This window comes from Lentibacillus salinarum, from assembly GCF_042679865.1.
Lineage (GTDB): Bacteria > Bacillota > Bacilli > Bacillales > Amphibacillaceae > Lentibacillus > Lentibacillus salinarum.
Genome location: NZ_JBHTNH010000002.1, coordinates 97,016 through 123,145, shown reverse-complemented (window position 1 = coordinate 123,145; position 26,130 = coordinate 97,016). Strand labels below are relative to the sequence as shown.

Genomic DNA, 26,130 nt, shown 5'->3' with positions numbered 1-26,130 from the left:
TTCACTAACCCTACTGGCTGACGGCATTGCGTACAGGCGCAAATGTTTTCCGGTGATATGGCGAGATCCCCCGTTCTGTGAGCATGTCCAGATGTTGTTTTGTCCCATAGCCCATATTGGACTTAAAACCATACCAAGGGTACGCTTCATCTATTTCCTTCATGAAATGATCCCGGGTAACTTTTGCCAATATACTTGCGGCTGCAATGGAGATACTTTTCTGGTCGCCTTTGGTAATGGCTTCAGACGTACATGGCAATTGATCAAGTGACACGGCGTCGATGAGTATATGATCTGGGACCGGGTCCAGTTGATAGATGGCATCATGCATGGCCAGTTTCGTAGCTTCATAGATATTGATCCGATCGATTTTCTGATTGTCGATAATGGAAATGCCATAGCTCAAAGCTTCATTTTTAATAATGGCAAAATATTCATCACGGGTTACCTCATTTAGTTGTTTGGAATCATTTAACCCAAGCAGTTTAAAATCCCGTGGTAAAATAACTGCAGCGGCCACAACAGGTCCTGCCAACGGACCGCGCCCAGCTTCATCCATCCCGGCTATATAATGACAGCCGTTAGCGTAGTGGGCTTGTTCATGCCGGGACATTCGGACAAAATCCGCTTCCAATGCTTTTTCTTTTAATTTTTGCTGCTCATACCGTTCTATCAGCCGTTGAACGCCTTTTCGCTCGTCCAATTTCAATTCATTTATGTATGTTTCATCCAATTTATCTGCTGCAAATAATTGTTTCAATACCGCAATCGAGTGCTGTTGCATCGTAATCACCTATATTCTATAATATTTATATCGGCTGCATTATGAAAATTTGAATAGGAAAATATATTCGGAACGCTTGTCTTCTGAATAATTTCTTCGCCCCTAGTTGGATTTTAGAAAATACTTGGAAGATAACCCCCTGGTGCTGCTTATATTGACAGTGAAAACAGAAGGACTTAAAAACTAAAAAAGACACGCCCGGACATCATGCGTTATCCGGAGGTGTCTCAAGTGTCATCGTTCCAAGCTTACCTGCCCGCAGATCATGGATAACCAGACCGGCCACTTTTTCGAAATTCACATGACCGCCGCTTTCCAGTGCGCCACGCTGCTTGCCGATGGCAACAAATATATCCCACATATCTTCCATGTTGCGTTCAATCCCATAACGTTCTTCCAATTGCTCCGGATAATATTCCTGCATATACTGAATGGCGAAAGCTACCACATCATCCAATGGCAGCAATTGATCCTTAATGGTCCCAATAGCTGCAAGCCGGAATCCAACCATCTCATCCTCAAATTTGGGCCACAGGATACCCGGCGTATCCAGCAGTTCAAATTCATTTTTCACTTTAATCCATTGCTGTTTTTTGGTGACACCTGGTTTATCTCCGATTTGGGCGATCTTTTTATCCGCCAGGCGGTTGATCAGTGTTGATTTGCCGACATTCGGGATACCGAGGATCATAGCACGGGCGGGACGCGGATTAACACCCTTTTCCTTCAGCTTATCTAGTTTAGTCTGACTAAGCGCTTTGCCTGTTTGAATGACGCGTTTGATATCAGCTTTATGATTCACATCAATAGCAACAGCCGCTATACCCTGATCGTTAAAATAAGCCAGCCATTTGTCCGTTACCCTGTCATCAGCCAGATCTTTTTTCATCATGACAATCATTTTCGGCTTTTGCTGCAAAACGTCCTGCAGCATTGGATTTTGTGAGGACAGCGGTGCACGTGCATCAACAAGTTCCATGACAAAATCAACCAGTGTCAGTTTTTCTTCCACTTCGCGTTTAGCTTTGGCCATATGCCCCGGAAACCACTGTATCGTCATTATGCATCACCCTAATCATGTATTGTTTGAATTCGGTCGAGCGGCCAATAAATCAGACTTGTTTTCCCAACAATCTGATCCATCGACACAAGCCCTAGGATACGGCTGTCTGTCGAGTTAATCCGATTATCCCCTAACACAAGCACATGATTGTCAGGGATTGTTTCGTAGCCACCAGGGAGATGTTCTAGTTGAAAGTCACCCGTTAAAGGCTGGTAGGACGGCTTTTTTTCTTTTCGTTCTTGCAAAAAGGGCTCTTCCACTTTCTCGCCGTCAATATATAAAACGTCATCCTCAACAGCAACATGTTCACCCGGTAAGCCGACAACCCGTTTAATGAAATCTTTCCGATCCGATGCATGAAACACCACGATGTCAAAACGATCAGGTTCCTGCATCCGATAAATAAATTTATTGACAATCATCTGGTCCCCGTTATGCAATGTGGGCATCATCGATGGACCATCAACAACAATCGGGGCAAAGAGGAACGTTCTTATAATAAAAAACAGACCGAAAGCAATTAATAATGCCTTTACCCAGTCAAACCATTCGCTTTTGATTTTCTCCATATAGTCCCACCGCCTGCACCAGTTATATGTATCACTATCACATGACTACTTTTATTATATCACGTCATCCCCATAAGATTTGAACATTTTTAAAAGTAAAAAGGAGCTTGCGTGAATGCAACAAGCCCCTTTACAAAATCAATTTCAGTTGACGGATTAGCGACGCTCTTTAATACGTGCTGCTTTTCCGCGCAGATTGCGAAGATAGTACAATTTCGCGCGACGAACAATACCACGACGGGAAACTTCAATTTTCGCAATACGGGGTGAGTGCAGCGGGAATGTACGCTCGACACCAACACCGTAAGAAAGTTTTCTTACTGTAAATGTTTCACCGATTCCGCCGCCTTGCCGTTTGATAACGACACCTTCAAACACCTGAATACGTTCACGTGAGCCTTCAACAACTTTAACGTGAACTTTGACGGTGTCACCCGCGCGGAAATCAGGATGATCGGTACGAAGCTGATCCTTTGTCACTTCTTCGATAATGTTTTGCATCCTGCTTCAACTCCTTCCAAACCAATGCTCTTATCTCGCCAAGGATAGCGGAACATCGTTTTTACGGCTTAAAACGTCTTAAGCACAATGATAAATATACCATACTAAAACAGTAAGTTCAATACTCTTTCTGTCTGATTTCATTTAAGAAATTTCGATCTTCATCCGATAGATTATGATCATCAAGCAAATCTCGCCGCCGTTCATAAGTCCGTTTCAACGACTCCTGTCTGCGCCATTTAGCAATTTTGGCGTGATTCCCTGACAATAACACGTCAGGGACGCTCATGCCGCGGAAGTCAGCAGGGCGTGTGTAGTGCGGGTGTTCCAGGAGTCCAGTTGAAAAGGAATCTTCCGGTGCGGATGCTTCATTTCCAAGTACATCCGGCAACAGTCTCACAATACTATCAATGACGACCATCGCGCCAAGCTCGCCGCCTGTCAAGACATAATCCCCGATAGATATTTCGTCCGTCACGAGATGTTCCCGAATCCGCTCGTCATAGCCTTCATAATGGCCGCAAATGAACACAAGGTGATCTTCTTCAGCCAATTCTTCTGCTTTTTGCTGGGTGTACGGCTCTCCCTGAGGGCACAATAGGATCACACGTGGTTTTGATTGTTTCCCACTTGTAACAGCGTCCACCGCATCAAAAAGCGGCTGCGGTGTCAGTACCATACCTGCGCCGCCTCCGTATGGATAGTCATCAACTTTCATATGCCTGTTTTCCGAGTAGTCACGGAAATTTACCAGGTTGTAATTGAACTTTTCTTTTTCCTGCGCTTTTTTCAATATTGAGGCATTCATAACGCCCTCGATCATTTCAGGGAATATCGTCAACACATCAATATGCATCAGTCAAGCAGTCCTTCCATTGGCTCGATGATCACTTTTTCAGCAGAAACGTCCACGTCTTTCACCACATCTTCAATATAAGGAACCAATACATCTGGTCCGCTTTCCCGTTGAACGACCCACACATCATTGGCTCCCGGTGACAAAATTTCTTTGACCTCACCAATATATTCGCCATTTGTGAGATAAACATGGTTGCCGATTATTTCGTGAAAATAAAATTCATGTTCCGCCAGTTCCGTCAGCTGTTCCTCATCGATTTTCAGATAAAGCCCTTTTAAATGCTCAACGTCATTGATATTGTCGTAGCCTTTAAAATGAATCAGGTCAAAACCCTTATGGATCCGGTGGCCGTCAATTTCCAGATTCAGCACCTGATCGGTTTCCTTCTGCAGGATTAACCGATTGCCGTTGTCAAACCGATCATCAAAATCCGTGATCCGCTGCACTTTAACTTCGCCTTTTATGCCATGTGTATTCACGATTTTACCTACATTATACATATCGGTCATGTCATCACCTGCTATTCATCAATCCGGACAACGACATCATCTTTTATGACAATCGCTGACTCGCCCATGGTGGTGCTCCAATGCGAACCTTCTTTCACCTCAACAAGAGCCTCAACTTCTTTTTCAGTAATCTCACTGCCAATCTCCAGGATATCAAGCTGTTCGATTTTAAAATCAACAAGCTTAATCTTTTCTTTGCGATTTTTGATTTCCTGATGGAACCGCTGGGAAAGCTCCTGCTTCGACATACTTCGTTTATTCTCGAGTTTGCGCTGTTCAAACCTTAATTGTTGACACTCTTGTTCAAGCCGCATTTTATGGTCGTGAAAGCTGTTCCGTAATGTTTCTTTGCTTTTCTCAGTGACAATTTGTTTAATCAGGACCTTTTTGATGATTTGCATATTGGTTCCCCGCTCTCTAAACGATCTTGGTATAGAGATGAATCTTTTCAATTTTTAAAAAGGGAAAGGTGTGCCCTCTCCCTCTACATAATATCCAAATAAATGCGTTTGTTTGCCTCTGTCTTGGCAGCATAAACGACTGTTCGAATCGCCTTGGCGATCCGGCCATTTTTCCCGATCACCTTTCCGACATCGTTCTCATTAACGGTCAGATGGTAGACGATTTTCGCTTCTTCTTCTGTTTCCGTCACAACGATGTCTTCCGGGTGATCAACCAAAGGTGTCACAATTGATTCAATCAGGGCTTTCATGATCATCACACTACTTTACAGTTAATTTTTCTGTTCGTGGAATTTCTTCATGATGCCTTGTTTTGAGAAAAGGTTACGGACAGTATCACTTGGCTTGGCGCCTTTTGTCATCCAATTCAGTGCTTTTTCCTCATTTATTTTCACTTCAATTGGGTTCACAACCGGGTTGTACGTACCAATTTGTTCAATAAAACGTCCATCTCTAGGTGAGCGTGAATCAGCCACAACAATACGATAAAATGGATTACGTTTTGACCCCATACGTTTCATGCGAATTTTAACTGCCATGATGTCACCTCCAATAATTATGTTTCACAGTTTTAGATTCTAACAGATTGTTCAATGTCTGTAAAGTGTTTTTCCATTACAGGAAATATGAAATTTATATCCTTAAATCGGCAATTCGCCGATTTCTTCAAGTCCGACTTCCGGCATCTGACCTCTGGAAAAACGAGAGGAGCCACGAGTTTTTCTTATTCACATGAACGGCAGATTCATCCCTTTGCCTTTTTTGCCCTTTTGCATGCCGGTCATTTGTTTCATCATTTTCTTCATTTCAGTAAACTGTTTTAATAGCCGGTTCACTTGTGATACGGACGTACCGGACCCTTTGGCAATCCGTTTCTTTCGGCTGGCATTTATGATGCCTGGATCCTGGCGCTCATCCTTGGTCATGGATTGAATGATCGCTTCGACATAAACAAGTTGTTTCTCGTCAATTTGCGCATTTTTCAGGCCTTTCATTTTATTGGCACCAGGGATCATATTCATTATATCTTCCAATGGGCCCATTTTTTTAACCTGTCCCATTTGTTCCAGGAAGTCGTCAAAGGTGAATGACGCGGTACGCATTTTTTCTTCGAGTTCTTTTGCCTGTTTTTCATTGACGTTCGTTTCCGCTTTTTCAATCAGACTTAATACGTCACCCATGCCGAGAATCCGTGAAGCCATGCCTTCAGGATGGAACGGCTCCAGTTGGTCAAGCTTTTCACCCATACCGGCAAACTTGATCGGTTTGTCGGTGACCGCTTTGATGGACAGGGCTGCACCACCGCGTGTATCACCGTCAAGTTTTGTCAGGACGACACCGGATATCTCCAATTGTTGGTTGAAACTTTCGGCGACATTAACAGCATCCTGACCGGTCATGGCATCGACAACGAGAAAGGTTTCATCGGGATTGACGGCGGCTTTGATCTGCTTCAGTTCATCCATTAAATTTTCATCAACATGGAGCCGGCCTGCCGTATCAATGATGACGTAATCATGGTGTTCCGCTTTCGCCTGCTCAACAGCCTCACGGGCGATATCAACCGGGTTGGCATCTGTCCCTTTGGCGAAAACAGGCATGTCCAGCTGCTGACCGACAGTTTCCAGCTGATCGATCGCTGCCGGCCGGTAAACGTCGGCTGCTACTAGAAGAGGTGAGCGATTGTGTTTTTTACGTAAATGGTTGGCGAGTTTACCACTGGTTGTCGTTTTTCCGGCACCCTGCAAACCAGCCATCATGATAACGGTTGGTGGGCGGTCGCTGGCAGCTATCTTGCTCTGTTCACCGCCCATCAGTTCAGATAATTCCTCTTTGACAACTTTAATGACCTGCTGTCCGGGTGTTAAACTTTCCATGACTTCCTGTCCAACAGCACGTTCTTTAATACGTTTGATCAAATCTTTGACAACTTTGAAGTTAACGTCTGCTTCCAGCAAGGCAAGACGCACTTCCCGCGTCATTTCCTTGACATCCTGCTCAGATACCTTTCCTTTGCCGGTGATTTTTTTCATGGTGCTCTGTAAACGGTCGGCCAGTCCTTCAAATGCCATAGAAGGTGTCCCCCTACTCTAGTTCTTTTAATTGATGGATGAAGGCCTTTATTTCACTGTAATCAGCCGCTTCATCCATCCGGTCCAAAATCGTCGTACGTTTTTGGAATTTATCGTATAAGCCAAGTTTATTTTCATAGGATTCAAGCATTTTTTCGGTCCGACGGATATTGTCATACACTGCCTGACGCGAAACTTGCAGTAATTCGGAAATCTCACCAAGTGAATAGTCCTCGCGATAGTACATATCCATATAACGGCGCTGTTTAGGGGTCAGCAGCGACTGATAAAAGTCAAACAAGTAATTAACGCGTGTCGTTTTTTCCAGCAATTCATCCACCCCTTACGCCCGTGCTAAATCGGATGTTAAGTGAAATCCCTTTACAAAAGTTTATCATCATTCAGCATCATCTTCAAGCAGGTCCGCAAACAGGCCATAGACAAATGCGTGGGCGTCAAATTCCTGAAGATCCTCAGCCTTTTCACCCATTCCGGCGAATTTGACCGGAATTTGCAGTTCATTCCGAATGGCCAATACGATGCCGCCTTTTGCCGTTCCATCCAATTTGGTCAACATAATCCCCGAAACGTCGGTCGCTTCGGAAAAGGTCTTTGCCTGGCTCAGCGCGTTCTGGCCGGTCGTCGCATCCAGGACCAGCAACACGTCATGCGGGGCGTCAGGCACTTCCCGTTCGATGACACGCTGCACTTTGGCCAGTTCGTTCATTAAATTCACTTTGTTCTGCAACCGGCCGGCCGTGTCACAAATCAACACATCGGCATCACGAGACGTCGCCGCTTTGATGCCATCAAAAATGACTGCCGCCGGATCACTGCCTTCACTTTGTTTGATCACCTCAACTCCTGTTCGTTCACCCCAGACATCGAGCTGTTCAATGGCGCCGGCGCGGAAGGTATCACCTGCGGCCAGCATGACGTGTTTACCTTCCTGTTTTAATTTGTAAGCCAATTTGCCGATTGACGTTGTTTTGCCGACCCCGTTCACACCGACAACAAGGATAATCGAGAGTCCATCTTCCTGCACATTCAATTGTTCAATTTCTTCATTATCATCCTCATAATAGATCGCCACAAGCTTCTCGGAAATGACATCCTTCATTTCTCGCGTGTCCTTTATATTTTGCCGCTTTACTTCCATTTTCAGCTCATCAACAAGATCCATCACGGTATTGACCCCGACATCCGAGGCAATCAGCACTTCTTCCAGTTCTTCAAAAAAATCTTCATCCACTTTGCGGTAACGGGCGATCAGATCATTGATTTTACCGGAAAACGCGTTACGGGTTTTTTCCATGCCTTGTTTATATTTTTTGGAAATGTCTTCTGTTTCCGCTTCATTCTGTTTGAATTTGTTTTTCAATTTATCCATGAATCCCATGAAACGATGACCTCCTTATGCGTTGATAAGCTCTTCGGTTTCTTCCAGCCGGACCGATACGAGACGTGATACCCCGGACTCCTGCATCGTGATACCGTACAACACATCCGACTCTTCCATGGTTCCCTTGCGGTGAGTAATAACAATGAATTGCGTATTATCACTGTATGTCTGCAAATATTTGGCAAACCTGACGACATTCGCTTCATCAAGCGCTGCTTCCACCTCATCCAATACACAGAAGGGCACCGGTCGGACACGGAGTATGGCAAATAATAAGGCAATCGCCGTGAGTGCCCGTTCCCCCCCTGACAGCAGTCCAAGATGCTGCAGTTTCTTACCGGGCGGCTGGGCAATAATTTCCACACCGGTATCAAGCAGATTTTTCGGATCGGTCAATTTCAGTTCAGCTTTCCCGCCACCGAATAATTGCTTGAAGACAAGGGAAAACTCCTCTTTAATTTGTCCGAACGTGGCGCCAAACCGTTTTTCCATTTCTTCATCCATTTCCGCAATGACGGCATGTAATGTCTGTTTTGCTTCCACTAGATCGGTTTGCTGCCCGGACAAAAAGTCATACCGCTCGGAAATACGGTCATGTTCATCAATAGCACCCAAATTAACTGTTCCCAGCTGGTTGATCGCCTGTTTAATTTGCTCTACCATCGATTGTGTTTCCTGAATATTATCTGTCTTATCATAGTCTTGCATGGCTTTTTCAAATGTCATCGTATATTCCGTCTGCAGTCTGGACAGACGGTTTTCCAGCTCGACATCAAGGCGGTTTGCTTTCACTTCTTTTTCCTGAATGGCTTCTTTAAATGCCTGATGCTGTTTATTTTCTTCTTTCAGTTCACGGTCCTGATCCTGCAAGAGCTGGGTGCGTTCGGAACGATTGGCGCGCATTTCCTGGATTTTCGCTGTGACCGTGTCTTTAGTCGTTTTTGCCTCAGAAATTTTGGCCTCGATTTCTTCTTCAGTTTCCTCAGCATTTTGCATATCCAGCAGCTCATTCAGGTCATTGGCAACCACGTCATACTGTTCTTGGTAATCACTTAACTGTGTCTGTAAGCTGTTTGTTTTTTCACGCTGGTTTTTCAGACGTTCTTCCTGCTCGGCCAAAGTCACTTGTGCCTGCTGGTAATCTTCTTTCAGCTGATCCTGATTTTCCTGGAATGCTGTCTCCTGCTCAGTCAGCTTATCGATTTGCTGTTGCGTTGTTTTGAGCTGTTCGGAAATGGTGTCGAGCTCTTTAGTCAGCTGTTCGTCGCGTGATGTCAAGTCACTCGTATCCTGGTCAAACTGCTGCTTATCCTGGTCATATAGCGCAAGATTATCATTCAATGATGCCAGTTTCATTTCAGCTTCTTTGCAGGATGCGCGCATTTCCTGCAGTCTTTCCTGTTCTTTGCTGGCCTGGTCTTCTTCTGTTGCTATCGCCTGTTCCAGTTGGCTGATCGCACGCTTTTGCTTATCAACCTGCTTCTCAAAGGTGTTTGCTTTTTGTTGGAAGTCCTCGAGTTTTTCCGTCACGTCCTGCAAATCTTTTTCCCTCGTGAATAACGATTGTTTTGATTTTTTCTGCGCGCCACCGGACATGGACCCACCCGGATTAACAACATCACCTTCAAGTGTAACAACGCGATGTTTGCGTTTTACGAGTCCTGCGATTTCATTGGCATCTTTCAGTGTTTTAGCGACAAGGACATGGCCCATTAGATGGTTAACCGCTTTTTGAAATTCAGATGGTGCCGACACAAGGTCACTGGCAACCCCGACAAATCCGGAATGGTCCGCCGCTTTTGCCAGCATATCTTTCGGAACAAACCGTGCCTGAATCGAACTGAGCGGTAAAAAAGTCGCGCGGCCGCTGTTCGTCTTTTTCAGCCAACTAATGGCCTGGCGTGCTTTCTTGTCGTCATTGACAACAACATGCTGGGCCTGACCACCTAATACGGTTTCAATCGCGGTAATATACTGCTTAGGAACATCAACCAGTTCGATCACAGCCCCATGGATCCCGTCAAGTTTCTTTTCCTCCCGGGCTTTGAGTACAGCCTTAACCCCGTAGAAAAAGCCTTGAAAATCTTCTTTCATATCTTCCAGCATCTCTTTTTTGGACTTCAGCTTTTCAATATGTTGATAGCCCTGGTATAACTTTGTCTGTGCTTCCTGAAAGGCATGACGTTTGGCCGTTAGGTCTTCCTTCATGTGCTGGACTTCCTGAGATTTCGTTTGATAGATCGCTTCCTGCCGGGCGTAATCCGATTTCAGCTTTTCCGTGTTTGTGCTGAGGTCTTGTCGCTCCGCCAGCAGATCTTCAAATTTTTCAACTTGCTTGTCTTTCTTTCCGGCAATTTGGTCCAGTTGTTGCTGGATCGATTGTTTTTCGTTCCGTTTAGCAGCCTGTTGATTCAAGTACTCGATATAATCCGATTTCAGTTCCTCGATTTGTTCGACTATGTTTTCCCTGTCTGTTGTCAGGTTTGCCTGCAGCTGTTTTACCCGGTCTTTCGTTTCGTCGCGGCTTTCCTGCAGTGATGATCGTTTCACGTTTTCCTGGCTGAGCTCATACTTAAGCATCTCGATCCGCTCGGCTGTTTCCTTCTTCTGCGCTTCAAGCTTTTCCTTATTTTCGCTGAAGTGTTTTGTCCGTTCATTGAAGACGTGTTTTTTGCCTTCATATTGTTCCAGCTGCTGTGTGGTCGATAATAGGTTTGCCTGCAGCTGTTCAATCGTCTCATCAAGCTTTTGGAGTGCTTGCCGTTCTTGTTCAAGTTCAGATTCTTTTGTCTGTATGGCTGTTTTCTGGTTCAGTTCATCAGTCTTTTCCTTCTCCAGTTCATCCAGTAATCCTTGCCACTCACCATGAAGTTGCTCAATCTCTGTAATAAGCAAGGAGATGTCATACTGTTTCAGCTGTTCTTTTTTATCGAGATATTGACGGGCTGTTTCCGCCTGCTCTTTCAATGGTTCAATTTGCTGTTCGATTTCATGAATAATATCTTCCACACGATTTAAGTTTTCTTGTGTTTCGGCTAATTTATACTCGGCTTTTTTCTTGCGCTGCTTGTACTTTAAAACACCGGCAGCTTCTTCAAATATGCTGCGCCGTTCGTCCGCTTTGGAACTGAGTATCTCCTCAACTTTTCCCTGACTGATAATCGAGAATGCTTCCCGCCCAAGTCCTGAGTCCATAAATAAATCGACAATATCTTTCAATCGGCAGGACTGTTTGTTAAGGTAAAATTCACTCTCACCGGAACGATAGACACGCCTGGTGACACTCACTTCCTCATAGTCAAGCGGCAGCTCCTTATCACTGTTATCCAGTACAAGTGTTACTTCCGCGACATTAAGTGCCCGCCTTGTGTCACTGCCTTGAAAGATGACATCTTCCATTTTCGAGCCCCTTAATGACCGGGCTGACTGTTCACCCAGCACCCATCTTATCGCATCGGTGATATTGCTTTTTCCGCTTCCATTCGGACCCACGACCGAGGTGACGCCCGGTACAAAGTCGATACTGATCCGCTCAGCAAATGACTTAAAGCCCACACTTTCCAATCGTTTCAAATACATAACCATTCTCCTAATTTCTTTCAGGGATCGTACAAACATGTCACAAGTCCGGGTTGGCAATTTAACGCATTTATTTTATCATAAAGAGAAGCACAAAAGAAGGCTTAATCCGATACATAAGCTTTGTGGACTATTAATCAAAGGAGTGTTCATGTGAATCTGGAAAATTCGACGCAGGAAAACCTGAAATTTATGCTGGATGAACTGGCTGAACAGTTAAGTGTCGTCAATCGTGAACTGATGGATGCGGAAGATTATGATTTGGATAAATACGAGGACATTAAGTTTATGTATGATATGATCAAACAAAAGGGCCAGTTGAGTGCATCCGAAACCCAGGCATTCATTGCTGAGCTGCGGTCTGTCAGGAAATCATAGCATCTAAATGGATAGAAAGAGAAAAAACTGGTTCGGCCGAAACACGAACCAGTTTTTTTGGGGAGCTATCTTCAGCGTCCACGAATTCATTTTAAACCCTCGATTTTGCCTTGCATAACGACATTTATGTTAATCGTCCAACGTATCCAGTGCATGCTTGGCGGCGCGCTGTTCAGCCTCTTTTTTGGTATGGCCTGTACCTTCTCCTGATACATCCCCATTTATAACAACCTGCGCAACAAATTCCTTGTCATGGGACGGCCCCTTTTCGTCGGCGATCACATAGTCGATGCTATGGTCGCGATCCCGCTGAACATGCTCCTGCAGCTTGCTCTTATAATCCATCGCATGCGAAAAAGCACCTGTTGTTATTTTCGGATAAACATACATTTTCAGGAACTGAATGACGACATCGTATCCCTGATCCAGGTACAATGCCCCCAGAAATGCCTCAAACACATCTGCCAATATGGCCGGTCGCTCACGGCCGCCGGATTGTTCCTCACCCCGGCCAAGCAGCAGATAATCACCGAAACTTAATTCGCGGGAAAATTCGAACAAGGACGGTTCACATACAATTGATGCGCGCAGTTTGGTCAAATCCCCTTCCGGCAATTGTTCTTTTTGCTTGTATAAATATTGGGAAACACCGAGTTCCAGAACAGCATCACCCAAAAATTCCAATCGTTCGTTATCCGAAAAGTGTTTATCCCGATGCTCATTCACATAAGATGAATGCGTAAAGGCCTGTTTCAGCAGATCTTGATCGTTAAATGTGATGCCAAGTTTTTTTTCCAATTGTGAGAGATTCATGTCAGTGTTCACCACTCCATACGAAGATTAGGTACAGTTTACAGAAGATGAAATGGACAGAAAGCCCCGCGTGGTGCGGGACTTCATAAGTGCTATATTCAATTAGGACTGATTGCTGTTTATGTAGTTGACAGCATCCCCAACCGTATTGATTTTTTCAGCTTCTTCATCAGCGATTTCCATGTCAAACTCATCTTCAAGTTCCATAACAAGTTCAACCACATCAAGTGAATCAGCCTCAAGATCGTCTTTAAAAGAAGCTTCCATGGTCACTTGTGATTCTTCCACTTCAAGTTTATCGACAATGATTTCTTTTACTTTATCAAAAACATCGGCCACGATTTGTCACCCCCTTTCAGTAAGTGTTCAGGTGCAGAAATCGGTTCATTCACCGATTTCCTCCAATCCGGTTTCCGACTTCTGACGTCTATTCTACATCACCATGCCGCCATCAATATGGATCGTCTGTCCGGTGATATAATTGGCATCATCGGACGCCAGGAAACGGACAACGCGTGCCACATCTTCCGGATCACCCAATTTTTCCAGTGGTATCAGCGACAGCATGCCTTCTTTTTGTTCCTCAGTCAGTGCATCGGTCATATCGGTTGAGATAAAACCAGGTGCGACCGCATTAACGAGGATATTGCGTGACGCGAATTCTTTAGCTGTTGATTTTGTCAGACCGATAACACCAGCTTTTGCAGCTGTATAATTCGCCTGGCCGGCATTGCCGCTGACGCCAACAACCGATGAAACATTGATAATCCGGCCGCCTTTCTGTTTCATCATCTGTCTTGAAACGGCCTTCGTGCATTGGTAGACACCTTTTAGATTCGTATCAATCACTTGATCAAATTCGTCTTCTTTCATCCGCATTAATAAGTTATCCCGGTTTATCCCGGCATTATTCACTAAAATGTCCAAGCTGCCAAATTCGCTAACAACTTCTTTGACCATTGCTTTAGCTTCTGTTTCATCTGCGACATTAGCTTGAATCTCAAACGATTGTACACCCATTTGCTTCACTTCTTCAACAACTGCTTGTGCCTTGGCTTGACTACCGGCATAGTTGACGGCGACATTTGCACCCTTGTTTGCCAGTTCGAGAGCAATCGCTCGGCCGATTCCACGTGAGGCCCCGGTTACTAATGCGTTTTTCCCTTTCAGCATCAGGATCCCTCCTTGTACCACGATAAAAATTCATTTAATGAGTCCGGGTCCTGCACAGCAAACGTTTTAGCTTTGCGGTCAATTTTCCGGACAAGCCCGCTCAGCACTTTCCCGGTACCGGCTTCGACAAAGGCATCCACACCTTCCTCGAGCATATGGCGGACCGATTGTTCAAACTGGACTGGCGAATACAGCTGCCTGATCAGCAAGTCTTTCACAGCCCCTTTGTCCGTAACAGGTTCGGCCGTCACGTTGGCATAGACCGGGATGTTGGCATTATTGAATGTGACCCTGTCCAATTCCCCGGCAAATTGTACATTGGCCGGTTTCATTAGCCTTGAATGGAATGGCCCGCTCACATTCAGCGGCAGCACCCGTTTGGCACCATTTTCCTTTAACAGTGGTGTTGCTGCTTCGATGCCTTCTTTAGACCCGGAGATGACAATCTGACCTGGACAGTTTAAATTGGCTAGATCAACAACCTCGTCACTGTTCATTTGTTCCAGCGTCTCTTCAATCGCTTCCTGCGACATACCCAGAACAGCCGCCATCGACCCCTGTCCTTTTGGGAAAGCTTCTTCCATCAGCTTGCCTCGTGTTGCTACAAGCGGCATGGCTTCTGCAAATGACAGCGCCCTAGCAGCAACAAGCGCACTGTACTCCCCAAGACTGTGCCCAGCAGCCATGACCGGTTGGATGTTATTGTCAACCAGCATACGGTGAACGGCAATCCCTGACAATAGTAATGCCGGCTGTGCGCTCTCTGTTTCGGTTAATTCATCATTGGGTCCTTCAAACATCAGCTCTGTCAGCTCTTTGCCCAAAAGTTGATCGGCCTCCCGGAACAATTCCTGTACAGCCGGATAGGTATCATAGAGAGCTTTTCCCATGCCGACCGTCTGGGAGCCCTGCCCCGGAAATAAAAGTGCCACACGCTTCATCCCTGTTCCCCCTCGTTCCAGTCGATTGACTCGACCGTTGTTTTAATCGTATCGGTCACATTGTTTTCCACCATATTGGCAGCCTGCTGAATCGCATTAAAAATGGCACGGCTGTTCGATGACCCGTGTGCTTTGATGACGGGTGACGCCAGACCGAACAAGCCAGCTCCGCCATATTCCGAATAGTCCAACTGGCTCTGCAAGCCTTTTAAATCTTTTTTAACCATGCCGGCCGCCAATTTTGTTTTGACAGATGACATGAATGTCTGCTTCAGCAGCGAAAACATCGTCGTCGCCGTTCCTTCAATCGTTTTCAGAGCGATATTACCACTGAATCCATCGGTGACAACAACATCGGCAGCACCTGATAAAATATCACGGGCCTCCACATTGCCGATAAAGTTGACAGGAGCTTGCTGCAGCTGGTTAAATGCTTTTTTTGTCAAATCATTCCCCTTTCCATCTTCCGTCCCCACGTTGAGGAGACCGACAGTCGGGTTTGAAATGGCGCGTACCTTTTCCGTATAAATAGAGCCCATGATGGCGTACTGCACAAGATTATGCGGTTTGGCATCCACATTGGCACCCACGTCCAGAAGTAAACAGCCTTTTCCGTCAACGGTTGGAAGAGTAGGACTTAATGCGGGTCGGTCAATGCCGCGGATTCTGCCAACCACAAATAACCCCGCACTCATCAGGGCACCAGTGTTTCCCGCGGAAATACACGCATCTGCTCGGTTTTCCTTCACTTCTTTTGCCATCAGCACAAGTGAGGCATTTTTTTTACTTCTGACAGCCCGCACCGGTTCATCATCAGCCGTAATGACGTCGTCTGTATGAACAATGTCAATTTGATTGAAACCCGACAAATATGGCTTGATTTTTTTCTCATCGCCAAAAAGTGTGATCTGCAGATGATCGATGCCGGCTATAGCCTCTTCAGCACCTTTGACTATGGCTTCAGGTGCATGGTCGCCTCCCATGGCATCAATTGCTATCTTCATTGTCAATGTCCCCTTTTGGACGCGTTAACTTGCGTCAATTTCCATCTTATAATCATAGTACAAAAATAGCTTTAGTGGCGCTATGACTTAGAACGATACATATGAAATAAACCGGTGAACACTTTTTCATGATCGACGAAACTGTCCACCCGGACGATAGTCAGCCCCTTATCATCCACTTCTTCAACAAACGCTTTGGCCACAACCCGTTCCCCCGCTGTTACCTGTCTGGTAAACTTAATTTCCGATTTGGCCGTCAGTGCAAGCTCATCATTAATAACCGCAACCGCCAGTGAATTTGCTTGGGCAAACAGATGGTGGCCGCGGGCAATTTTATTCCGGGAAAAGACGTGTTCCTGTTGAATTTCCAATATCGAAAGGGCACGCTTGTCCAGATCCAGGTCAATGATTTCGCCGATCACCTCATCCAGCGGCAGTGCTTTCACTGTTTCATTCCATTGGTTTGCGGCGACAGACTTGATCCGCTCACGGAGTTCAGGGATGGAAAGTTCCATCCGGTCAAGCCTGATCGTCTGGATGCTCACATCAAATTTTTCCGCTAACTTCTCATCCGTTATAAACGGGGTCGCTTCAATCGTATCCTTCAATAAACGTTGGCGTTCCACTTTACTGAGTTTCATTTACAGCACCGTCCAGATAGGAAAAACCAGGTATTCGCCCGGTCATGGTGGCGGCAACATTGCTTTTCCTGTAGTTAATATCGTATCACATGTTAATCCTATGACTTGGTACTAATAGTAATATATAATACCACGTCCGGATATGCAAGTGATCACTAATTATTATATCGGACGTTTTGCCGACCATCTTTAATCCAATTTTTCCTGGAACACCGCCATATTTTCTAAATAGATTTGCAAGTGCCGGAATTCCGGATCACTTTCCAACATCCCGGCTTCGATAATTTCTTCAGCATCCCGGCGTGCTGTCTCCAGTGCTCGGTAATCATGAATCATATCCGCTACTTTAAATTCCGGCAGGCCGCTCTGTTTTTTTCCAAAGAAATCACCAGGACCCCGCAGTTTCAGATCCTGCTCAGACAACTCAAAGCCGTTAATGGTTTCGGTCATGATTCGCATCCGCTCTTTACCTGTCTCACCCTTCGGATCAGCAATCAAGATGCAGTAGCTTTGCTTATCACCACGGCCAACCCGGCCTCTGAGCTGATGCAATTGGGATAGACCAAAACGCTCCGCATCGTAAATGACCATGGTCGTGGCATTCGTGACATTGACACCGACTTCCACAACGGTCGTTGAGACGAGAACATCCACGTCCCCATCGGCAAACTGTTTCATGACGCCGTCTTTTTCTTCCAATGAAAGCCGGCCATGCATCAGTCCAATTGTTAATGAACCTGAATAAAATGCGTCAAGCTGGTGATACAAATCGACAGCATTTTGGATATCCAGCTTGTCGGACTCCTCAATCAATGGACAGACCACATACGCCTGTTCACCCCGTTCAGCACGTTCGCTAATAAACTGCAGGACACGTTCAAAGGTATTTTCCCTGGTCCAGTATGTTTCAATCGCTTTCCGGCCTGATGGCAGCTCATCAATCACCGAAACATCCATATCACCGAAAGCGGTTATCGCCAGCGTTCGTGGAATCGGAGTTGCTGTCATGAATAAGACATCCGGATTCAAACCTTTTTCCCTAAGTGCCCGGCGTTGCTCTACTCCGAATCGGTGCTGCTCATCGACAATCACAAAGCCCAAATCATTAAAATGCACATCATCCTGGATGAGGGCATGCGTGCCAATCACGATATCAACATTATGTTGTTCGATCGCGGCCAACGTCTTCTTCCGCTTTTTCCCTTTGACCGAACCCGTTAGCAAAACAATTGATGCTGCGTCGCCAAACGTTTCTTGCAGTGACTGAAAATGTTGCTCGGCCAATATTTCGGTTGGAACCATTAGCGCTCCTTGTTTGCCTGCGGTGATTGAGGCATAAAGGCAAACTTCGGCAACAGCCGTCTTACCTGAACCAACATCACCCTGCAGGAGCCGGCTCATGCGATATGATGATTTCATATCCGCCAAAATCTGATTCAACGCCTTTTGCTGGGCATTTGTGAATGAAAATGGAAAACTGTCAATAAACTGCTTAAGGCTGGCCGGTTCATAATGCTGCGCGTTCCCGACCGTTGACTCCCGCTTTATTTTCCTGAGTAACTGCATTTTAAGCTGAAACAATAAAAATTCTTCATATGTAAACCGCCGCCGGGCATGCTTCAAATCAATTCTGCTTTTGGGAAAATGCATGGTGGCAACTGCCTCAGCCCGATCAGGCAGTTTATAAGCCTCTAGGTAACGGGGCGGCAACAATTCGTCGATATCATGCTGATTTGTTTTGAGGGCGTCGGTGACAGCTTTCTTCACTTTGTAATTGGTCACATCGCCTTTTAAAGAATACATGGGCTGAATGGAAGTCTGCTGATTGGCTGGGCCCTTTTTGTATTGATTGACCGTTATTTGCAGTCGGTGCGCATCCCATTTGCCTGTCAATGTTACCGTGTCTCCAGGATTCAATTGCTTTTTAGCAAATGACCGATTGAACATGACGGCCTTTACAGCAACGCCTTCCACCTCAACATTAAATGACAGCCGGGATTTTCTCCGGCCATAAAAATGAAGGGAAGGCTCATGGATAACCCTTCCCTCGATGGTAACCTTATCATCATGAATCAACTCGCTGAGTGGCTTGATATCAAACACATCGTAACGATAGGGAAAATAAGCAAGCAAATCCTCTACGGTATAGATGCCCATTTCCCCTAAATCGGCCGCCAATTTCTCCCCGACACCTTTAACGGCTGTTACTGGATCACTAAGCATGTTCCATCACTCTTTCTAAACGGACATTCCAAAAATTTTCTCCTTCAACAGGCGTCCGGTTGGCGTATCCGCCAGACCACCCTCGCCTGTTTCCCGCAGGCTTGACGGCATTTGTTTTCCGATCCGGTACATCGCCCCGATGACTTCATCACATGGAATCGTACTCGTGACACCGGCCAATGCCATGTCAGCCGACACGATCGCAAGCGTCGAACCTCCGGCGTTCCGTTTGACACATGGCACTTCGACCAAGCCGGCAACCGGATCGCAAACCAGCCCGAGCATGTTTTTCAAGGTCATGGCGAACGCTTCAGCTGATTGCTGGGGACTGCCACCGGCCATTTCCACGATGGCCGCCGATGCCATGGCACCTGCTGAACCGACTTCTGCCTGACATCCACCTGCAGCACCGGAAATAAATGAATTATTCGCAACGACAAACCCAAATGCACCGGACGTCAACAAGTATCGTACCATCTGTTCACGGGTCGGATTCAATTGGTTTTTGACCGCAAATAACGTCCCTGGTACACAGCCTGCACTGCCCGCTGTCGGTGTCGCACAAATTGTCCCCATGGCAGCGTTGACCTCATTGGTGCCCATCGCTTTACTGACAGCATCCATGACAATATTGCCCGACAACGGGGTAGTTTCTTTCATATATTCTTGTACTTTGACAGCATCTCCGCCGGTCAACCCGGTCACAGACTCAACACCTTGCAGACTGTCTTCCACAGCTTTTTCCATCACATCAAGGTTCTTTTCCATTTCGGAAAATACATCTTCCCGCGTTTTTTCCTTTACATCCATCTCCTGCCGGATCATAACGTCCGAGATTAATATATTTTCATTTTCAGCTATTTCCACTAATTCGGCAACTGAACGAAACATATCATTTACGCCTCCCCCTGAAGTATGCTCTTACGCTTTCATAAACCCTTCAGACATTATTGATGCCTGTCGCGCGAAACCAGCCATTTGACATTTCTTTAGCTGACAATCTTGGCAACCTGGTCAATGTGGTCAGCGCTTTCCATTTCCTTTAAAACACTGTCATCCACATTCTGATCCACCTCAATAACCATCAATGCGTCTTTCCCGACATCCTTTCGATTCACTTCCATATGGCCGATGTTTATTTTATGTTTTGCCAAAATTTCCGCTACAGATGCAATCGCTCCGAACCGGTCATTATGCATGATCAAAATGGCCGGATGGTTGCCGGATAGACGCAATTCAAATCCATTCAATTCCGTGATTTCAATTTTTCCCCCGCCGATCGAAATACCGACCAGTTCAATCCGCTCTGTATCATCACCAATAATCAGTCTTGCAGTGTTCGGATGATTAACCCCAGCACTGTCTTCAATAAATTGAATATCGAGGCCTCGTTCTTTGGCAATCTCACGTGCTTGATTCATTCTCGGATCATCGGTTTCATATCCCAATAAACCGCCTGCCAAAGCAAAATCCGTACCGTGACCTCTGTATGTTTTGGCAAATGATTCATATAAGTGGATCTTGGCCCATTTCGGTTCTTTTCCTAATAGATTGCGTGCTGCTTTTCCGATTCGTGCTGCTCCTGCTGTATGTGAACTAGAAGGTCCAATCATGACCGGTCCGATTATGTCAAATACTGAATTAAATTTCACAACACAACACCGCCCCAATTCCAGTATATTTTTCTCTCCTTTGCCAATTATAACAAAGAACGGTATAATAATCACCTGTGGATTGTATGTTAGAGCAATGTATAATCGGGTGGGAGAGGGATAGTACATTATCGAGGAATCAACATGCCTTATCAAGACAACACGACGCTACAGGGTACCAAAGGAAAATGGCGCCAGGAAATAACAGCCGGATTAATTGGGTATTTGACGACTGTCTATATTGTTGCCGTAAACGGATCGATTCTCAGTGAAGCTGGTATTTCACTGGAAGCTGGGATGGTCGCTTCCATTCTTGCCAGTTTTGCCGGCACCATTCTGATCGGACTGTACGCAAAGCTTCCCTTGATTGTGATCCCGGGAATGGGTATTAATGCACTGTTTGCCTATTCAATCGTTGAAAGTACAGGACTCTCATTCCAGGAAGGACTGGCGGTTATTATCGTTTCCGCCGTACTGTTTCTTATCACCGCATTCACGAAACTGGGAGCTGTTTTAAAAGAGGCAATCCCTGAATCATTAAAACACGCGATTACAGTCGGGCTCGGTTTTTTCCTGATTCTGATAGGCCTCGAAAAAAGCGGTCTGGTCGTCAGTGGCGAACAAACGATTATGGCCATTGGTGACTTCACATCACCTGTATTTATCGCCAGTCTGCTGACGTTATTTGTTGCGATTTTTTTATTTATGAAAAATATCCCGGCAAATTTCCTCGTGACCATGATAACCGGAACAATTATCGCTTATCTGTTTGGGCTGTTGGATACAACCAAAAGGTCCATTGATGTTAATGCAGGTGAAATACGATTCGTCCCATCGTTTACAGCAGTAGGTGATTTTGAATTTTGGCTGGCTGTTTTTCCGCTGACGATTATCCTCATTTTCGAAAATATGGGGCTATTGCACGGACAACTCCATATGCTGAAACGACAGGATAGCTACAATAAAGCTTATCAAGTGACAGCCTTCTCATCATTGATGTCTGCCTTTTTTGGAACATCACCAACCGTGTCAGCAGCGGAAAATGCAGCTGTCATTGCCTCTGGTGGCAGAACGGGGAAAACCGCTTTAACAGCAGGGTTTCTGTTTTTAGCAACACTGTTTATCATTCCGTGGATTTCCATGATACCCAATACGGCGATCAGTCCGATCCTGATTATTGTTGGCGTCTTAATGGCGCAAAATCTCCGGAATGTACCGTTGGATGACATGTCAGAGGCATTGCCGGCCTTCTTAATTGTTGCGATGATTCCATTCACATACAGCATCGCTGACGGCATGGCATTCGGGTTTATTGCATACCCGATTGTGAAGGTCGCGATGGGCAAACAGAAAGATCTGTCAGGTATTCTGATAACCATTTCTACGTTATTCCTATTTTACTTTATTATGAAAATGGCTGGTATATGAAAAGAGGCTGGGACATAACTATAATGACAATTCTAAAGATGAACAATACACTGCTTGAGCGGAGGAAATATACGTAGACTCCAGCGGGAAGAAAGGCATAGGTGAGACCCCGCAGTGCGCCAGCGATCTTTTCTGCGAGGAGCGTATGCCTCGCCGCAATAACTTGCAACGCGACGAGCACGAGGAGGCTCACCAGCCGCCCGCGGAAAGCGACGAGCAAAACATCAACCGAATATGCTTCGAGTTGCGAGGAGTGCTGCTTCTCCGAAATGGCTTTCAACACGACGAGCACCAAGTATATTTCCGGAGCGGGTTATATGCACCAACCATAACTTCAAGTTAGTTCGGATTTTTCTTTATTATAAACACTTTTGTCCCATCCCCTTTTCTCCTCTATTCAACTGAAAATATAAACGAATAAATTGGCTGATGACCTTTATGAACTTCGATTTCAATGTCTTTATATTTTTCTTCGACATATTGCTCAATTGCTTCAACATCTTCATCACGAGCATCTTCACCCTGTAAAATCGTAAGGATCTCATCTTCTTCGGTAATCATGTCGTCAAGCAACGATTTGACCGTTTCCAGCATATCTTTATTTGACGCTTTAATGGCACCGTCCGCAAGCCCCATAAAATGGTCCTTTTTGATTGTCATGCTGTCAATTTGTGTATCGCGGACCGCATATGTAACTTGTCCTGTTTTGACTTCTTGACCAGCAGCTTCCATTAACGCGTGATTATCATCAATCGCTGCTTCCGGATGAAATGCCAGAAGAGCACTGATTCCCTGGGGGATTGTCTTGGTCGGCACAACGGCTGCACTTACTTCTGCCAGTTCTGCTGCCTGCTCAGCAGCCATCACAATATTTTTGTTATTTGGCAAAATCAGCACATTTCGCGCGTTTGCTTTCTCGATCGCTTCAGCAATATCCTGGGTACTCGGATTCATCGTCTGGCCGCCTTCGATCACAACCGTTGCTCCAAGGCTTTCAAACAGCTCTTTTACGCCGGAACCCATGGCAACCGTCACAATCGCATAGTCGGCTTTTGCTTCCGGCTCCGCCTTTTCATTATCGTCACCAACAATGGCGGTATGCTGATCACGCATGTTTTCGATTTTCATGTTCATCAAAGATCCGAAGCGTTGCCCAAGCGTCATGACTTCTCCCGGATATTCAGCATGGACGTGGACTTTGACCAGATCATCATCCGACACGACCAGCAACGAATCACCATGCTTGCTCAGTTCTTGCCGGAATGAATCTTCATCAAATGGATGATTCTTCAGCTTATCCGCTTCAAACCGCACCATAAATTCTGTACAATAGCCATACTCAATTTCCGACGTGTCCATGAAGTCCTGGGCAATCTTATGGTGCTCAGCATTGACCATTTCTTCCATGCCAACATCATCCGTGTCCTGCTCCGGCACTTCTTCACCTTTCAGTGCTGCCAAAAAGCCTTCATAGATCGTGACCAGGCCTTGTCCACCTGAGTCAACGACACCCACTTCTTTCAGGACAGGAAGCAGATCCGGCGTACGTTTCAACGAGGCTTTTGCTTCCTGTACAACGTTCGTCATGAGCGCGATGACATCCGTCTCTGTTTCGGATTCAACGACGGCGGTTTCGGCTGCATCTTTGGCTACTGTTAAGATTGTTCCTTCTACAGGCTTCATAACCGCCTTATACGCTGTGTTTACGCCATTGTCCAATGCGTTGGCCAAACCCTCAGCAGATAAAGTTTCCTGCTTGTCCATTCCTTTGGCAAATCCGCGGAACAATTGGGATAAAATAACACCGGAGTTTCCACGTGCCCCCATCAGCAGTCCTTTCGAAAAAGCCTCCGCCACTTCTGATATATTGTCACTGTTCAGTTTCTTGACCTCATCCGCGCCAGACGTCACCGATAAATTCATATTCGTACCAGTGTCCCCGTCAGGAACCGGAAAAACATTTAAAGCATCTATTTTTTCGGCATTATTTTTCAAGTGGTGTGCACCCGACAACACCATTTTCGCTAGCATCGTGCCATGTAATATTTCTTGCGTCACAATACGTTCCTCCCTCATAACTGCAATAACCGAAACGCTAGCCGGGGACGAAGGTTAATCCTTGGCCACCCGGACACCCTGGATGTAAATATTCACCGAATCGATTTCCAGGCCCAATGACTTGCTTAACGTATATTTCACCTGTGATTGAACGTTATGCGCCACTTCCGAAATTTTCGTCCCGTAACTGACGATAATGTACATATCAATATGAAGGCGATTTTCTTCCTGTCTGACAACCACACCTTTGGAGAAGTTCTCTTTTCTGAGAATCTCGGCAATTCCATCCCTGATTTGACTTTTTGATGCCATACCAACAATGCCATAACACTCAACAGCTGCACCGCCGGCGATTGTTGATATGACCTCGTTCGTGATCGTGACCTGACCATCATTTGTATTCAGTTCTATGGACATCATGATCCTCCTTTGATACCGCCTGTTTGTAGGTTGTTCAAAAAATACGGTAAAAATGACGCATCGAGCATTTGAACCCGATCTATAAGGATATTTTACTATAAGCGTTCATTGAATAAAAGCATCTGAAAAATAAAGTGTATAATAACTCCCTATAAGAGGTTGTTCAAAAAGTCCGGTAAAAATGACACGTCGAATTTCTTCGTTGGCTTGTTTCTCCGCTGCTCATGTATCTAAAGGCGCAGGGGACCTTCTGCTAAGACCGCCCACGTCCTGTGGGCAACGCAGAAGTCACCACATCCTGTGAAAGCCCGCTGCTCGAAACGGCACCGCCTCGAACTTCTCGGTCCTTTTTATCCTCCTTTTTGAACACGCACTATAACAATGAATCATTTAAATTCGTCTGTCAAGTGATCGTTCTTTATATATTACCGAAAACAATTGCATCAGGCATCCAAGTATGATAAATTGGGTTAGTAGTGACAGGAACCAAGTGTAAACAGGAGGGATTACAATGGCCAGAAAATGTACCGTGACCGGCCGTCAGACCCATACCGGGAATAATCGGTCCCACGCGATGAACGCAAATAAACGTAACTGGAAAGCTAATGTGCAAAAAGTTCGTATTATGGTAGACGGTAAACCAAAACGTGTTTACGTATCTGCCCGTGCCCTGAAATCAGGCAAAGTACAGCGCGTTTAATAATAGGCTGTTGGCTCACGAAAAAGCATCCGGATAGCGGGATGCTTTTTCATTTTTTATCTTCAAAAAATAAGCTTCTGCCAGTAAATGACAAAAGCTCAATCAGCTTGATTACTTATCTTTTTTGAAAACGCCAGCAATCACCCGGACAAAACCGCCGATAAATCTTGGGAGCTTAATCGTATAAAATTTCATGAGTACTCAGCCTCCTCTGTGTACAAACAAAGCTTTCAATGAAAATCGTATGGCCTAAACATCACGACTCTTTATTATTAATAGTATGCCTTCGTTGAATGAAAAAGTACCAAAATCTGAAATAAGCTTGTTTGAAATACAGCGAGTTGATCCCCAGGAAATCGTTTTATCGGTTAGTGGATAATAAAAACCTTCCAGTTTCATCCCTTTCACAAGCCGGGTATGCGGGATAAACGAGATCGTTGGATAATACGCATCATGGCTAATATTATGTTTGCCCGGTCCTGCTATTTCCAGACGATTTTGCCGGTCAATGATAACGCCTGTTATAGTCCGGTTCTTCATCGCATAAAGCAGCTGAATATTGATTAATGCATGATCGAGCCGTCCACCGGTTACACCGAACAAATAGATTTTTTCCGGGTTTAAAGCATAAGCTTTGTTAAGCGCAATCTCCAGATCTGTTTCGTCCTTTTCGGAAGGATATGACGCAAATACGTTGGCATGCCTCTGCACGTTCAGTTTATCTTCCGTGCTCATTGAATCAAAGTCACCAACCGCATAATCCGGTGTTATACCGTTTTCCAATAATGTCAGCGATCCCCGATCCGCTCCAATCCATACGTCCATTATCGATTGATAGCGCGAAAGCTCGGGCAGCAACTCTTGCGGCCCGTTTCCCATGATGGCAACATGTGACATGTG

30 protein-coding genes are annotated in these 26,130 nt (G+C 45.5%); 3 read left to right on the top strand and 27 right to left on the bottom strand.

Translation table 11 applies throughout. The features are described 5' to 3' along the window. Window positions 1-10: 10 nt before the first annotated feature. The 13 genes from ACFQ4A_RS01355 to smc all read right to left on the bottom strand — a co-directional run bounded on the left by ACFQ4A_RS01355 (window position 11) and on the right by smc (window position 11,799). On the bottom strand, window positions 11-784 hold the full coding sequence (locus ACFQ4A_RS01355; protein ID WP_382397035.1) for a ribonuclease HII: 774 nt from the start codon (window positions 782-784) through the stop codon (window positions 11-13). 205 nt (window positions 785-989) lie between these two features. Then, on the bottom strand, window positions 990-1,844 hold the full coding sequence (gene ylqF / locus ACFQ4A_RS01350; protein ID WP_382397034.1) for a ribosome biogenesis GTPase YlqF: 855 nt from the start codon (window positions 1,842-1,844) through the stop codon (window positions 990-992). An 11-nt stretch (window positions 1,845-1,855) separates the two neighbouring features. Next, on the bottom strand, window positions 1,856-2,416 hold the full coding sequence (gene lepB, locus ACFQ4A_RS01345; RefSeq protein ID WP_382397033.1) for a signal peptidase I: 561 nt from the start codon (window positions 2,414-2,416) through the stop codon (window positions 1,856-1,858). A 156-nt stretch (window positions 2,417-2,572) separates the two neighbouring features. Further along, window positions 2,573-2,917: a 50S ribosomal protein L19 gene (gene rplS / locus ACFQ4A_RS01340; protein ID WP_382397032.1), complete on the bottom strand. Its 345-nt coding sequence runs from the start codon at window positions 2,915-2,917 to the stop codon at window positions 2,573-2,575. 118 nt (window positions 2,918-3,035) lie between these two features. Then, window positions 3,036-3,773: a tRNA (guanosine(37)-N1)-methyltransferase TrmD gene (trmD, locus tag ACFQ4A_RS01335; RefSeq protein ID WP_382397031.1), complete on the bottom strand. Its 738-nt coding sequence runs from the start codon at window positions 3,771-3,773 to the stop codon at window positions 3,036-3,038. Continuing rightward, entirely contained in the window at window positions 3,773-4,285 is a 513-nt protein-coding gene (gene rimM / locus ACFQ4A_RS01330; protein ID WP_382397030.1) for a ribosome maturation factor RimM, read from the bottom strand. Before rimM ends, trmD begins: the two co-directional genes overlap by 1 nt. Before the next feature lie 11 nt (window positions 4,286-4,296). Further along, window positions 4,297-4,686 carry a YlqD family protein gene (locus ACFQ4A_RS01325; RefSeq protein ID WP_382397029.1) on the bottom strand — a complete coding sequence of 130 codons (390 nt, stop codon included), beginning with the start codon at window positions 4,684-4,686 and terminating at the stop codon, window positions 4,297-4,299. Between the two features lie 83 nt (window positions 4,687-4,769). Then, a complete protein-coding gene (locus ACFQ4A_RS01320; protein WP_382397028.1) occupies window positions 4,770-4,997 on the bottom strand; it encodes a KH domain-containing protein in 228 nt (75 codons plus the stop codon). A 21-nt stretch (window positions 4,998-5,018) separates the two neighbouring features. Then, on the bottom strand, window positions 5,019-5,285 hold the full coding sequence (rpsP, locus tag ACFQ4A_RS01315) for a 30S ribosomal protein S16 (RefSeq protein WP_382397027.1): 267 nt from the start codon (window positions 5,283-5,285) through the stop codon (window positions 5,019-5,021). Between the two features lie 189 nt (window positions 5,286-5,474). Further along, window positions 5,475-6,818, bottom strand: coding sequence for a signal recognition particle protein (gene ffh / locus ACFQ4A_RS01310; protein WP_382397026.1), 1,344 nt, complete (start codon window positions 6,816-6,818; stop codon window positions 5,475-5,477). A gap of 13 nt (window positions 6,819-6,831) precedes the next feature. Next, the gene (locus ACFQ4A_RS01305; RefSeq protein ID WP_382397025.1) at window positions 6,832-7,149 is read right to left on the bottom strand and encodes a putative DNA-binding protein; all 318 of its coding nucleotides are present in this window, start codon (window positions 7,147-7,149) and stop codon (window positions 6,832-6,834) included. A 66-nt stretch (window positions 7,150-7,215) separates the two neighbouring features. Further along, window positions 7,216-8,217, bottom strand: a complete 1,002-nt coding sequence (ftsY, locus tag ACFQ4A_RS01300; protein ID WP_382397024.1) for a signal recognition particle-docking protein FtsY — start codon at window positions 8,215-8,217, stop codon at window positions 7,216-7,218. A gap of 15 nt (window positions 8,218-8,232) precedes the next feature. Next, window positions 8,233-11,799, bottom strand: coding sequence for a chromosome segregation protein SMC (gene smc / locus ACFQ4A_RS01295; protein ID WP_382397023.1), 3,567 nt, complete (start codon window positions 11,797-11,799; stop codon window positions 8,233-8,235). Between the two features lie 153 nt (window positions 11,800-11,952). On the opposite strand from smc, the gene ACFQ4A_RS01290 reads away from it, so the two are divergent. Further along, on the top strand, window positions 11,953-12,177 hold the full coding sequence (locus ACFQ4A_RS01290; protein WP_382397022.1) for a DUF1128 domain-containing protein: 225 nt from the start codon (window positions 11,953-11,955) through the stop codon (window positions 12,175-12,177). Between the two features lie 129 nt (window positions 12,178-12,306). On the opposite strand, the gene rnc is transcribed toward ACFQ4A_RS01290, so the two are convergent. From rnc to sdaAB, 9 genes are all read right to left on the bottom strand, one after another. Continuing rightward, window positions 12,307-12,990, bottom strand: coding sequence for a ribonuclease III (rnc, locus tag ACFQ4A_RS01285; RefSeq protein WP_382397021.1), 684 nt, complete (start codon window positions 12,988-12,990; stop codon window positions 12,307-12,309). Window positions 12,991-13,092: 102 nt separating this feature from the next. Then, the gene (acpP, locus tag ACFQ4A_RS01280; RefSeq protein WP_382397020.1) at window positions 13,093-13,329 is read right to left on the bottom strand and encodes an acyl carrier protein; all 237 of its coding nucleotides are present in this window, start codon (window positions 13,327-13,329) and stop codon (window positions 13,093-13,095) included. 93 nt (window positions 13,330-13,422) lie between these two features. Further along, a complete protein-coding gene (gene fabG, locus ACFQ4A_RS01275; protein WP_382397019.1) occupies window positions 13,423-14,163 on the bottom strand; it encodes a 3-oxoacyl-[acyl-carrier-protein] reductase in 741 nt (246 codons plus the stop codon). After that, window positions 14,163-15,104: an ACP S-malonyltransferase gene (gene fabD / locus ACFQ4A_RS01270; protein ID WP_382397018.1), complete on the bottom strand. Its 942-nt coding sequence runs from the start codon at window positions 15,102-15,104 to the stop codon at window positions 14,163-14,165. The genes fabG and fabD overlap by 1 nt, the downstream gene beginning before the upstream one ends. After that, window positions 15,101-16,108: a phosphate acyltransferase PlsX gene (gene plsX / locus ACFQ4A_RS01265; protein WP_382397017.1), complete on the bottom strand. Its 1,008-nt coding sequence runs from the start codon at window positions 16,106-16,108 to the stop codon at window positions 15,101-15,103. The genes fabD and plsX overlap by 4 nt, the downstream gene beginning before the upstream one ends. A gap of 80 nt (window positions 16,109-16,188) precedes the next feature. Further along, window positions 16,189-16,749 carry a transcription factor FapR gene (fapR, locus tag ACFQ4A_RS01260; RefSeq protein ID WP_382397016.1) on the bottom strand — a complete coding sequence of 187 codons (561 nt, stop codon included), beginning with the start codon at window positions 16,747-16,749 and terminating at the stop codon, window positions 16,189-16,191. 189 nt (window positions 16,750-16,938) lie between these two features. Next, window positions 16,939-18,972: an ATP-dependent DNA helicase RecG gene (recG, locus tag ACFQ4A_RS01255; protein ID WP_382397015.1), complete on the bottom strand. Its 2,034-nt coding sequence runs from the start codon at window positions 18,970-18,972 to the stop codon at window positions 16,939-16,941. Window positions 18,973-18,987: 15 nt separating this feature from the next. Then, window positions 18,988-19,863, bottom strand: coding sequence for an L-serine ammonia-lyase, iron-sulfur-dependent, subunit alpha (gene sdaAA / locus ACFQ4A_RS01250; protein ID WP_382397014.1), 876 nt, complete (start codon window positions 19,861-19,863; stop codon window positions 18,988-18,990). A gap of 98 nt (window positions 19,864-19,961) precedes the next feature. Next, a complete protein-coding gene (sdaAB, locus tag ACFQ4A_RS01245) occupies window positions 19,962-20,624 on the bottom strand; it encodes an L-serine ammonia-lyase, iron-sulfur-dependent subunit beta (protein WP_382397013.1) in 663 nt (220 codons plus the stop codon). Window positions 20,625-20,768: 144 nt separating this feature from the next. On the opposite strand from sdaAB, the gene ACFQ4A_RS01240 reads away from it, so the two are divergent. Continuing rightward, window positions 20,769-22,052: an NCS2 family permease gene (locus ACFQ4A_RS01240; RefSeq protein ID WP_382397012.1), complete on the top strand. Its 1,284-nt coding sequence runs from the start codon at window positions 20,769-20,771 to the stop codon at window positions 22,050-22,052. Here the strand turns inward: ACFQ4A_RS01240 and ACFQ4A_RS01235 are convergent. The 3 genes from ACFQ4A_RS01235 to ACFQ4A_RS01225 all read right to left on the bottom strand — a co-directional run bounded on the left by ACFQ4A_RS01235 (window position 22,030) and on the right by ACFQ4A_RS01225 (window position 24,527). After that, entirely contained in the window at window positions 22,030-22,332 is a 303-nt protein-coding gene (locus ACFQ4A_RS01235; RefSeq protein ID WP_382397011.1) for a hypothetical protein, read from the bottom strand. The genes ACFQ4A_RS01240 and ACFQ4A_RS01235 overlap by 23 nt on opposite strands. Window positions 22,333-22,445: 113 nt before the next feature. Then, entirely contained in the window at window positions 22,446-24,110 is a 1,665-nt protein-coding gene (locus ACFQ4A_RS01230; RefSeq protein ID WP_382397010.1) for a DAK2 domain-containing protein, read from the bottom strand. Window positions 24,111-24,164: 54 nt separating this feature from the next. Continuing rightward, the gene (locus tag ACFQ4A_RS01225; protein ID WP_382397009.1) at window positions 24,165-24,527 is read right to left on the bottom strand and encodes an Asp23/Gls24 family envelope stress response protein; all 363 of its coding nucleotides are present in this window, start codon (window positions 24,525-24,527) and stop codon (window positions 24,165-24,167) included. A gap of 514 nt (window positions 24,528-25,041) precedes the next feature. On the opposite strand from ACFQ4A_RS01225, the gene rpmB reads away from it, so the two are divergent. Continuing rightward, the gene (rpmB, locus tag ACFQ4A_RS01220; RefSeq protein ID WP_382397008.1) at window positions 25,042-25,230 is read left to right on the top strand and encodes a 50S ribosomal protein L28; all 189 of its coding nucleotides are present in this window, start codon (window positions 25,042-25,044) and stop codon (window positions 25,228-25,230) included. Window positions 25,231-25,341: 111 nt separating this feature from the next. Here the strand turns inward: rpmB and spoVM are convergent, their stop codons facing one another. Both spoVM and ACFQ4A_RS01210 read right to left on the bottom strand, forming a co-directional pair. Beyond that, a complete protein-coding gene (spoVM, locus tag ACFQ4A_RS01215) occupies window positions 25,342-25,425 on the bottom strand; it encodes a stage V sporulation protein SpoVM (protein WP_010530495.1) in 84 nt (27 codons plus the stop codon). A 54-nt stretch (window positions 25,426-25,479) separates the two neighbouring features. Beyond that, window positions 25,480-26,127, bottom strand: coding sequence for a thiamine diphosphokinase (locus tag ACFQ4A_RS01210; RefSeq protein ID WP_382397007.1), 648 nt, complete (start codon window positions 26,125-26,127; stop codon window positions 25,480-25,482). Between the last annotated feature and the right edge of the window lie 3 nt (window positions 26,128-26,130).

Coding starts and splice junctions, on each gene's coding strand:
- fabD (WP_382397018.1), bottom strand. CDS start 15,104: ATGAAGCGTGTGGCACTTTTATTTCCGGGGCAGGGCTCCCAGACGGTC.
- ftsY (WP_382397024.1), bottom strand. CDS start 8,217: ATGGGATTCATGGATAAATTGAAAAACAAATTCAAACAGAATGAAGCG.
- rnc (WP_382397021.1), bottom strand. CDS start 12,990: ATGAATCTCTCACAATTGGAAAAAAAACTTGGCATCACATTTAACGAT.
- recG (WP_382397015.1), bottom strand. CDS start 18,972: ATGCTTAGTGATCCAGTAACAGCCGTTAAAGGTGTCGGGGAGAAATTG.
- rpsP (WP_382397027.1), bottom strand. CDS start 5,285: ATGGCAGTTAAAATTCGCATGAAACGTATGGGGTCAAAACGTAATCCA.
- trmD (WP_382397031.1), bottom strand. CDS start 3,773: ATGCATATTGATGTGTTGACGATATTCCCTGAAATGATCGAGGGCGTT.
- rplS (WP_382397032.1), bottom strand. CDS start 2,917: ATGCAAAACATTATCGAAGAAGTGACAAAGGATCAGCTTCGTACCGAT.
- lepB (WP_382397033.1), bottom strand. CDS start 2,416: ATGGAGAAAATCAAAAGCGAATGGTTTGACTGGGTAAAGGCATTATTA.
- smc (WP_382397023.1), bottom strand. CDS start 11,799: ATGTATTTGAAACGATTGGAAAGTGTGGGCTTTAAGTCATTTGCTGAG.
- ffh (WP_382397026.1), bottom strand. CDS start 6,818: ATGGCATTTGAAGGACTGGCCGACCGTTTACAGAGCACCATGAAAAAA.
- rpmB (WP_382397008.1), top strand. CDS start 25,042: ATGGCCAGAAAATGTACCGTGACCGGCCGTCAGACCCATACCGGGAAT.
- ylqF (WP_382397034.1), bottom strand. CDS start 1,844: ATGACGATACAGTGGTTTCCGGGGCATATGGCCAAAGCTAAACGCGAA.
- ACFQ4A_RS01325 (WP_382397029.1), bottom strand. CDS start 4,686: ATGCAAATCATCAAAAAGGTCCTGATTAAACAAATTGTCACTGAGAAA.
- plsX (WP_382397017.1), bottom strand. CDS start 16,108: ATGAAGATAGCAATTGATGCCATGGGAGGCGACCATGCACCTGAAGCC.
- ACFQ4A_RS01210 (WP_382397007.1), bottom strand. CDS start 26,127: ATGTCACATGTTGCCATCATGGGAAACGGGCCGCAAGAGTTGCTGCCC.
- sdaAA (WP_382397014.1), bottom strand. CDS start 19,863: ATGTTTCGTTCAGTTGCCGAATTAGTGGAAATAGCTGAAAATGAAAAT.
- ACFQ4A_RS01225 (WP_382397009.1), bottom strand. CDS start 24,527: ATGTCCATAGAACTGAATACAAATGATGGTCAGGTCACGATCACGAAC.
- fabG (WP_382397019.1), bottom strand. CDS start 14,163: ATGCTGAAAGGGAAAAACGCATTAGTAACCGGGGCCTCACGTGGAATC.
- spoVM (WP_010530495.1), bottom strand. CDS start 25,425: ATGAAATTTTATACGATTAAGCTCCCAAGATTTATCGGCGGTTTTGTC.
- ACFQ4A_RS01240 (WP_382397012.1), top strand. CDS start 20,769: ATGCCTTATCAAGACAACACGACGCTACAGGGTACCAAAGGAAAATGG.
- rimM (WP_382397030.1), bottom strand. CDS start 4,285: ATGACCGATATGTATAATGTAGGTAAAATCGTGAATACACATGGCATA.
- ACFQ4A_RS01355 (WP_382397035.1), bottom strand. CDS start 784: ATGCAACAGCACTCGATTGCGGTATTGAAACAATTATTTGCAGCAGAT.
- ACFQ4A_RS01320 (WP_382397028.1), bottom strand. CDS start 4,997: ATGAAAGCCCTGATTGAATCAATTGTGACACCTTTGGTTGATCACCCG.
- fapR (WP_382397016.1), bottom strand. CDS start 16,749: ATGAAACTCAGTAAAGTGGAACGCCAACGTTTATTGAAGGATACGATT.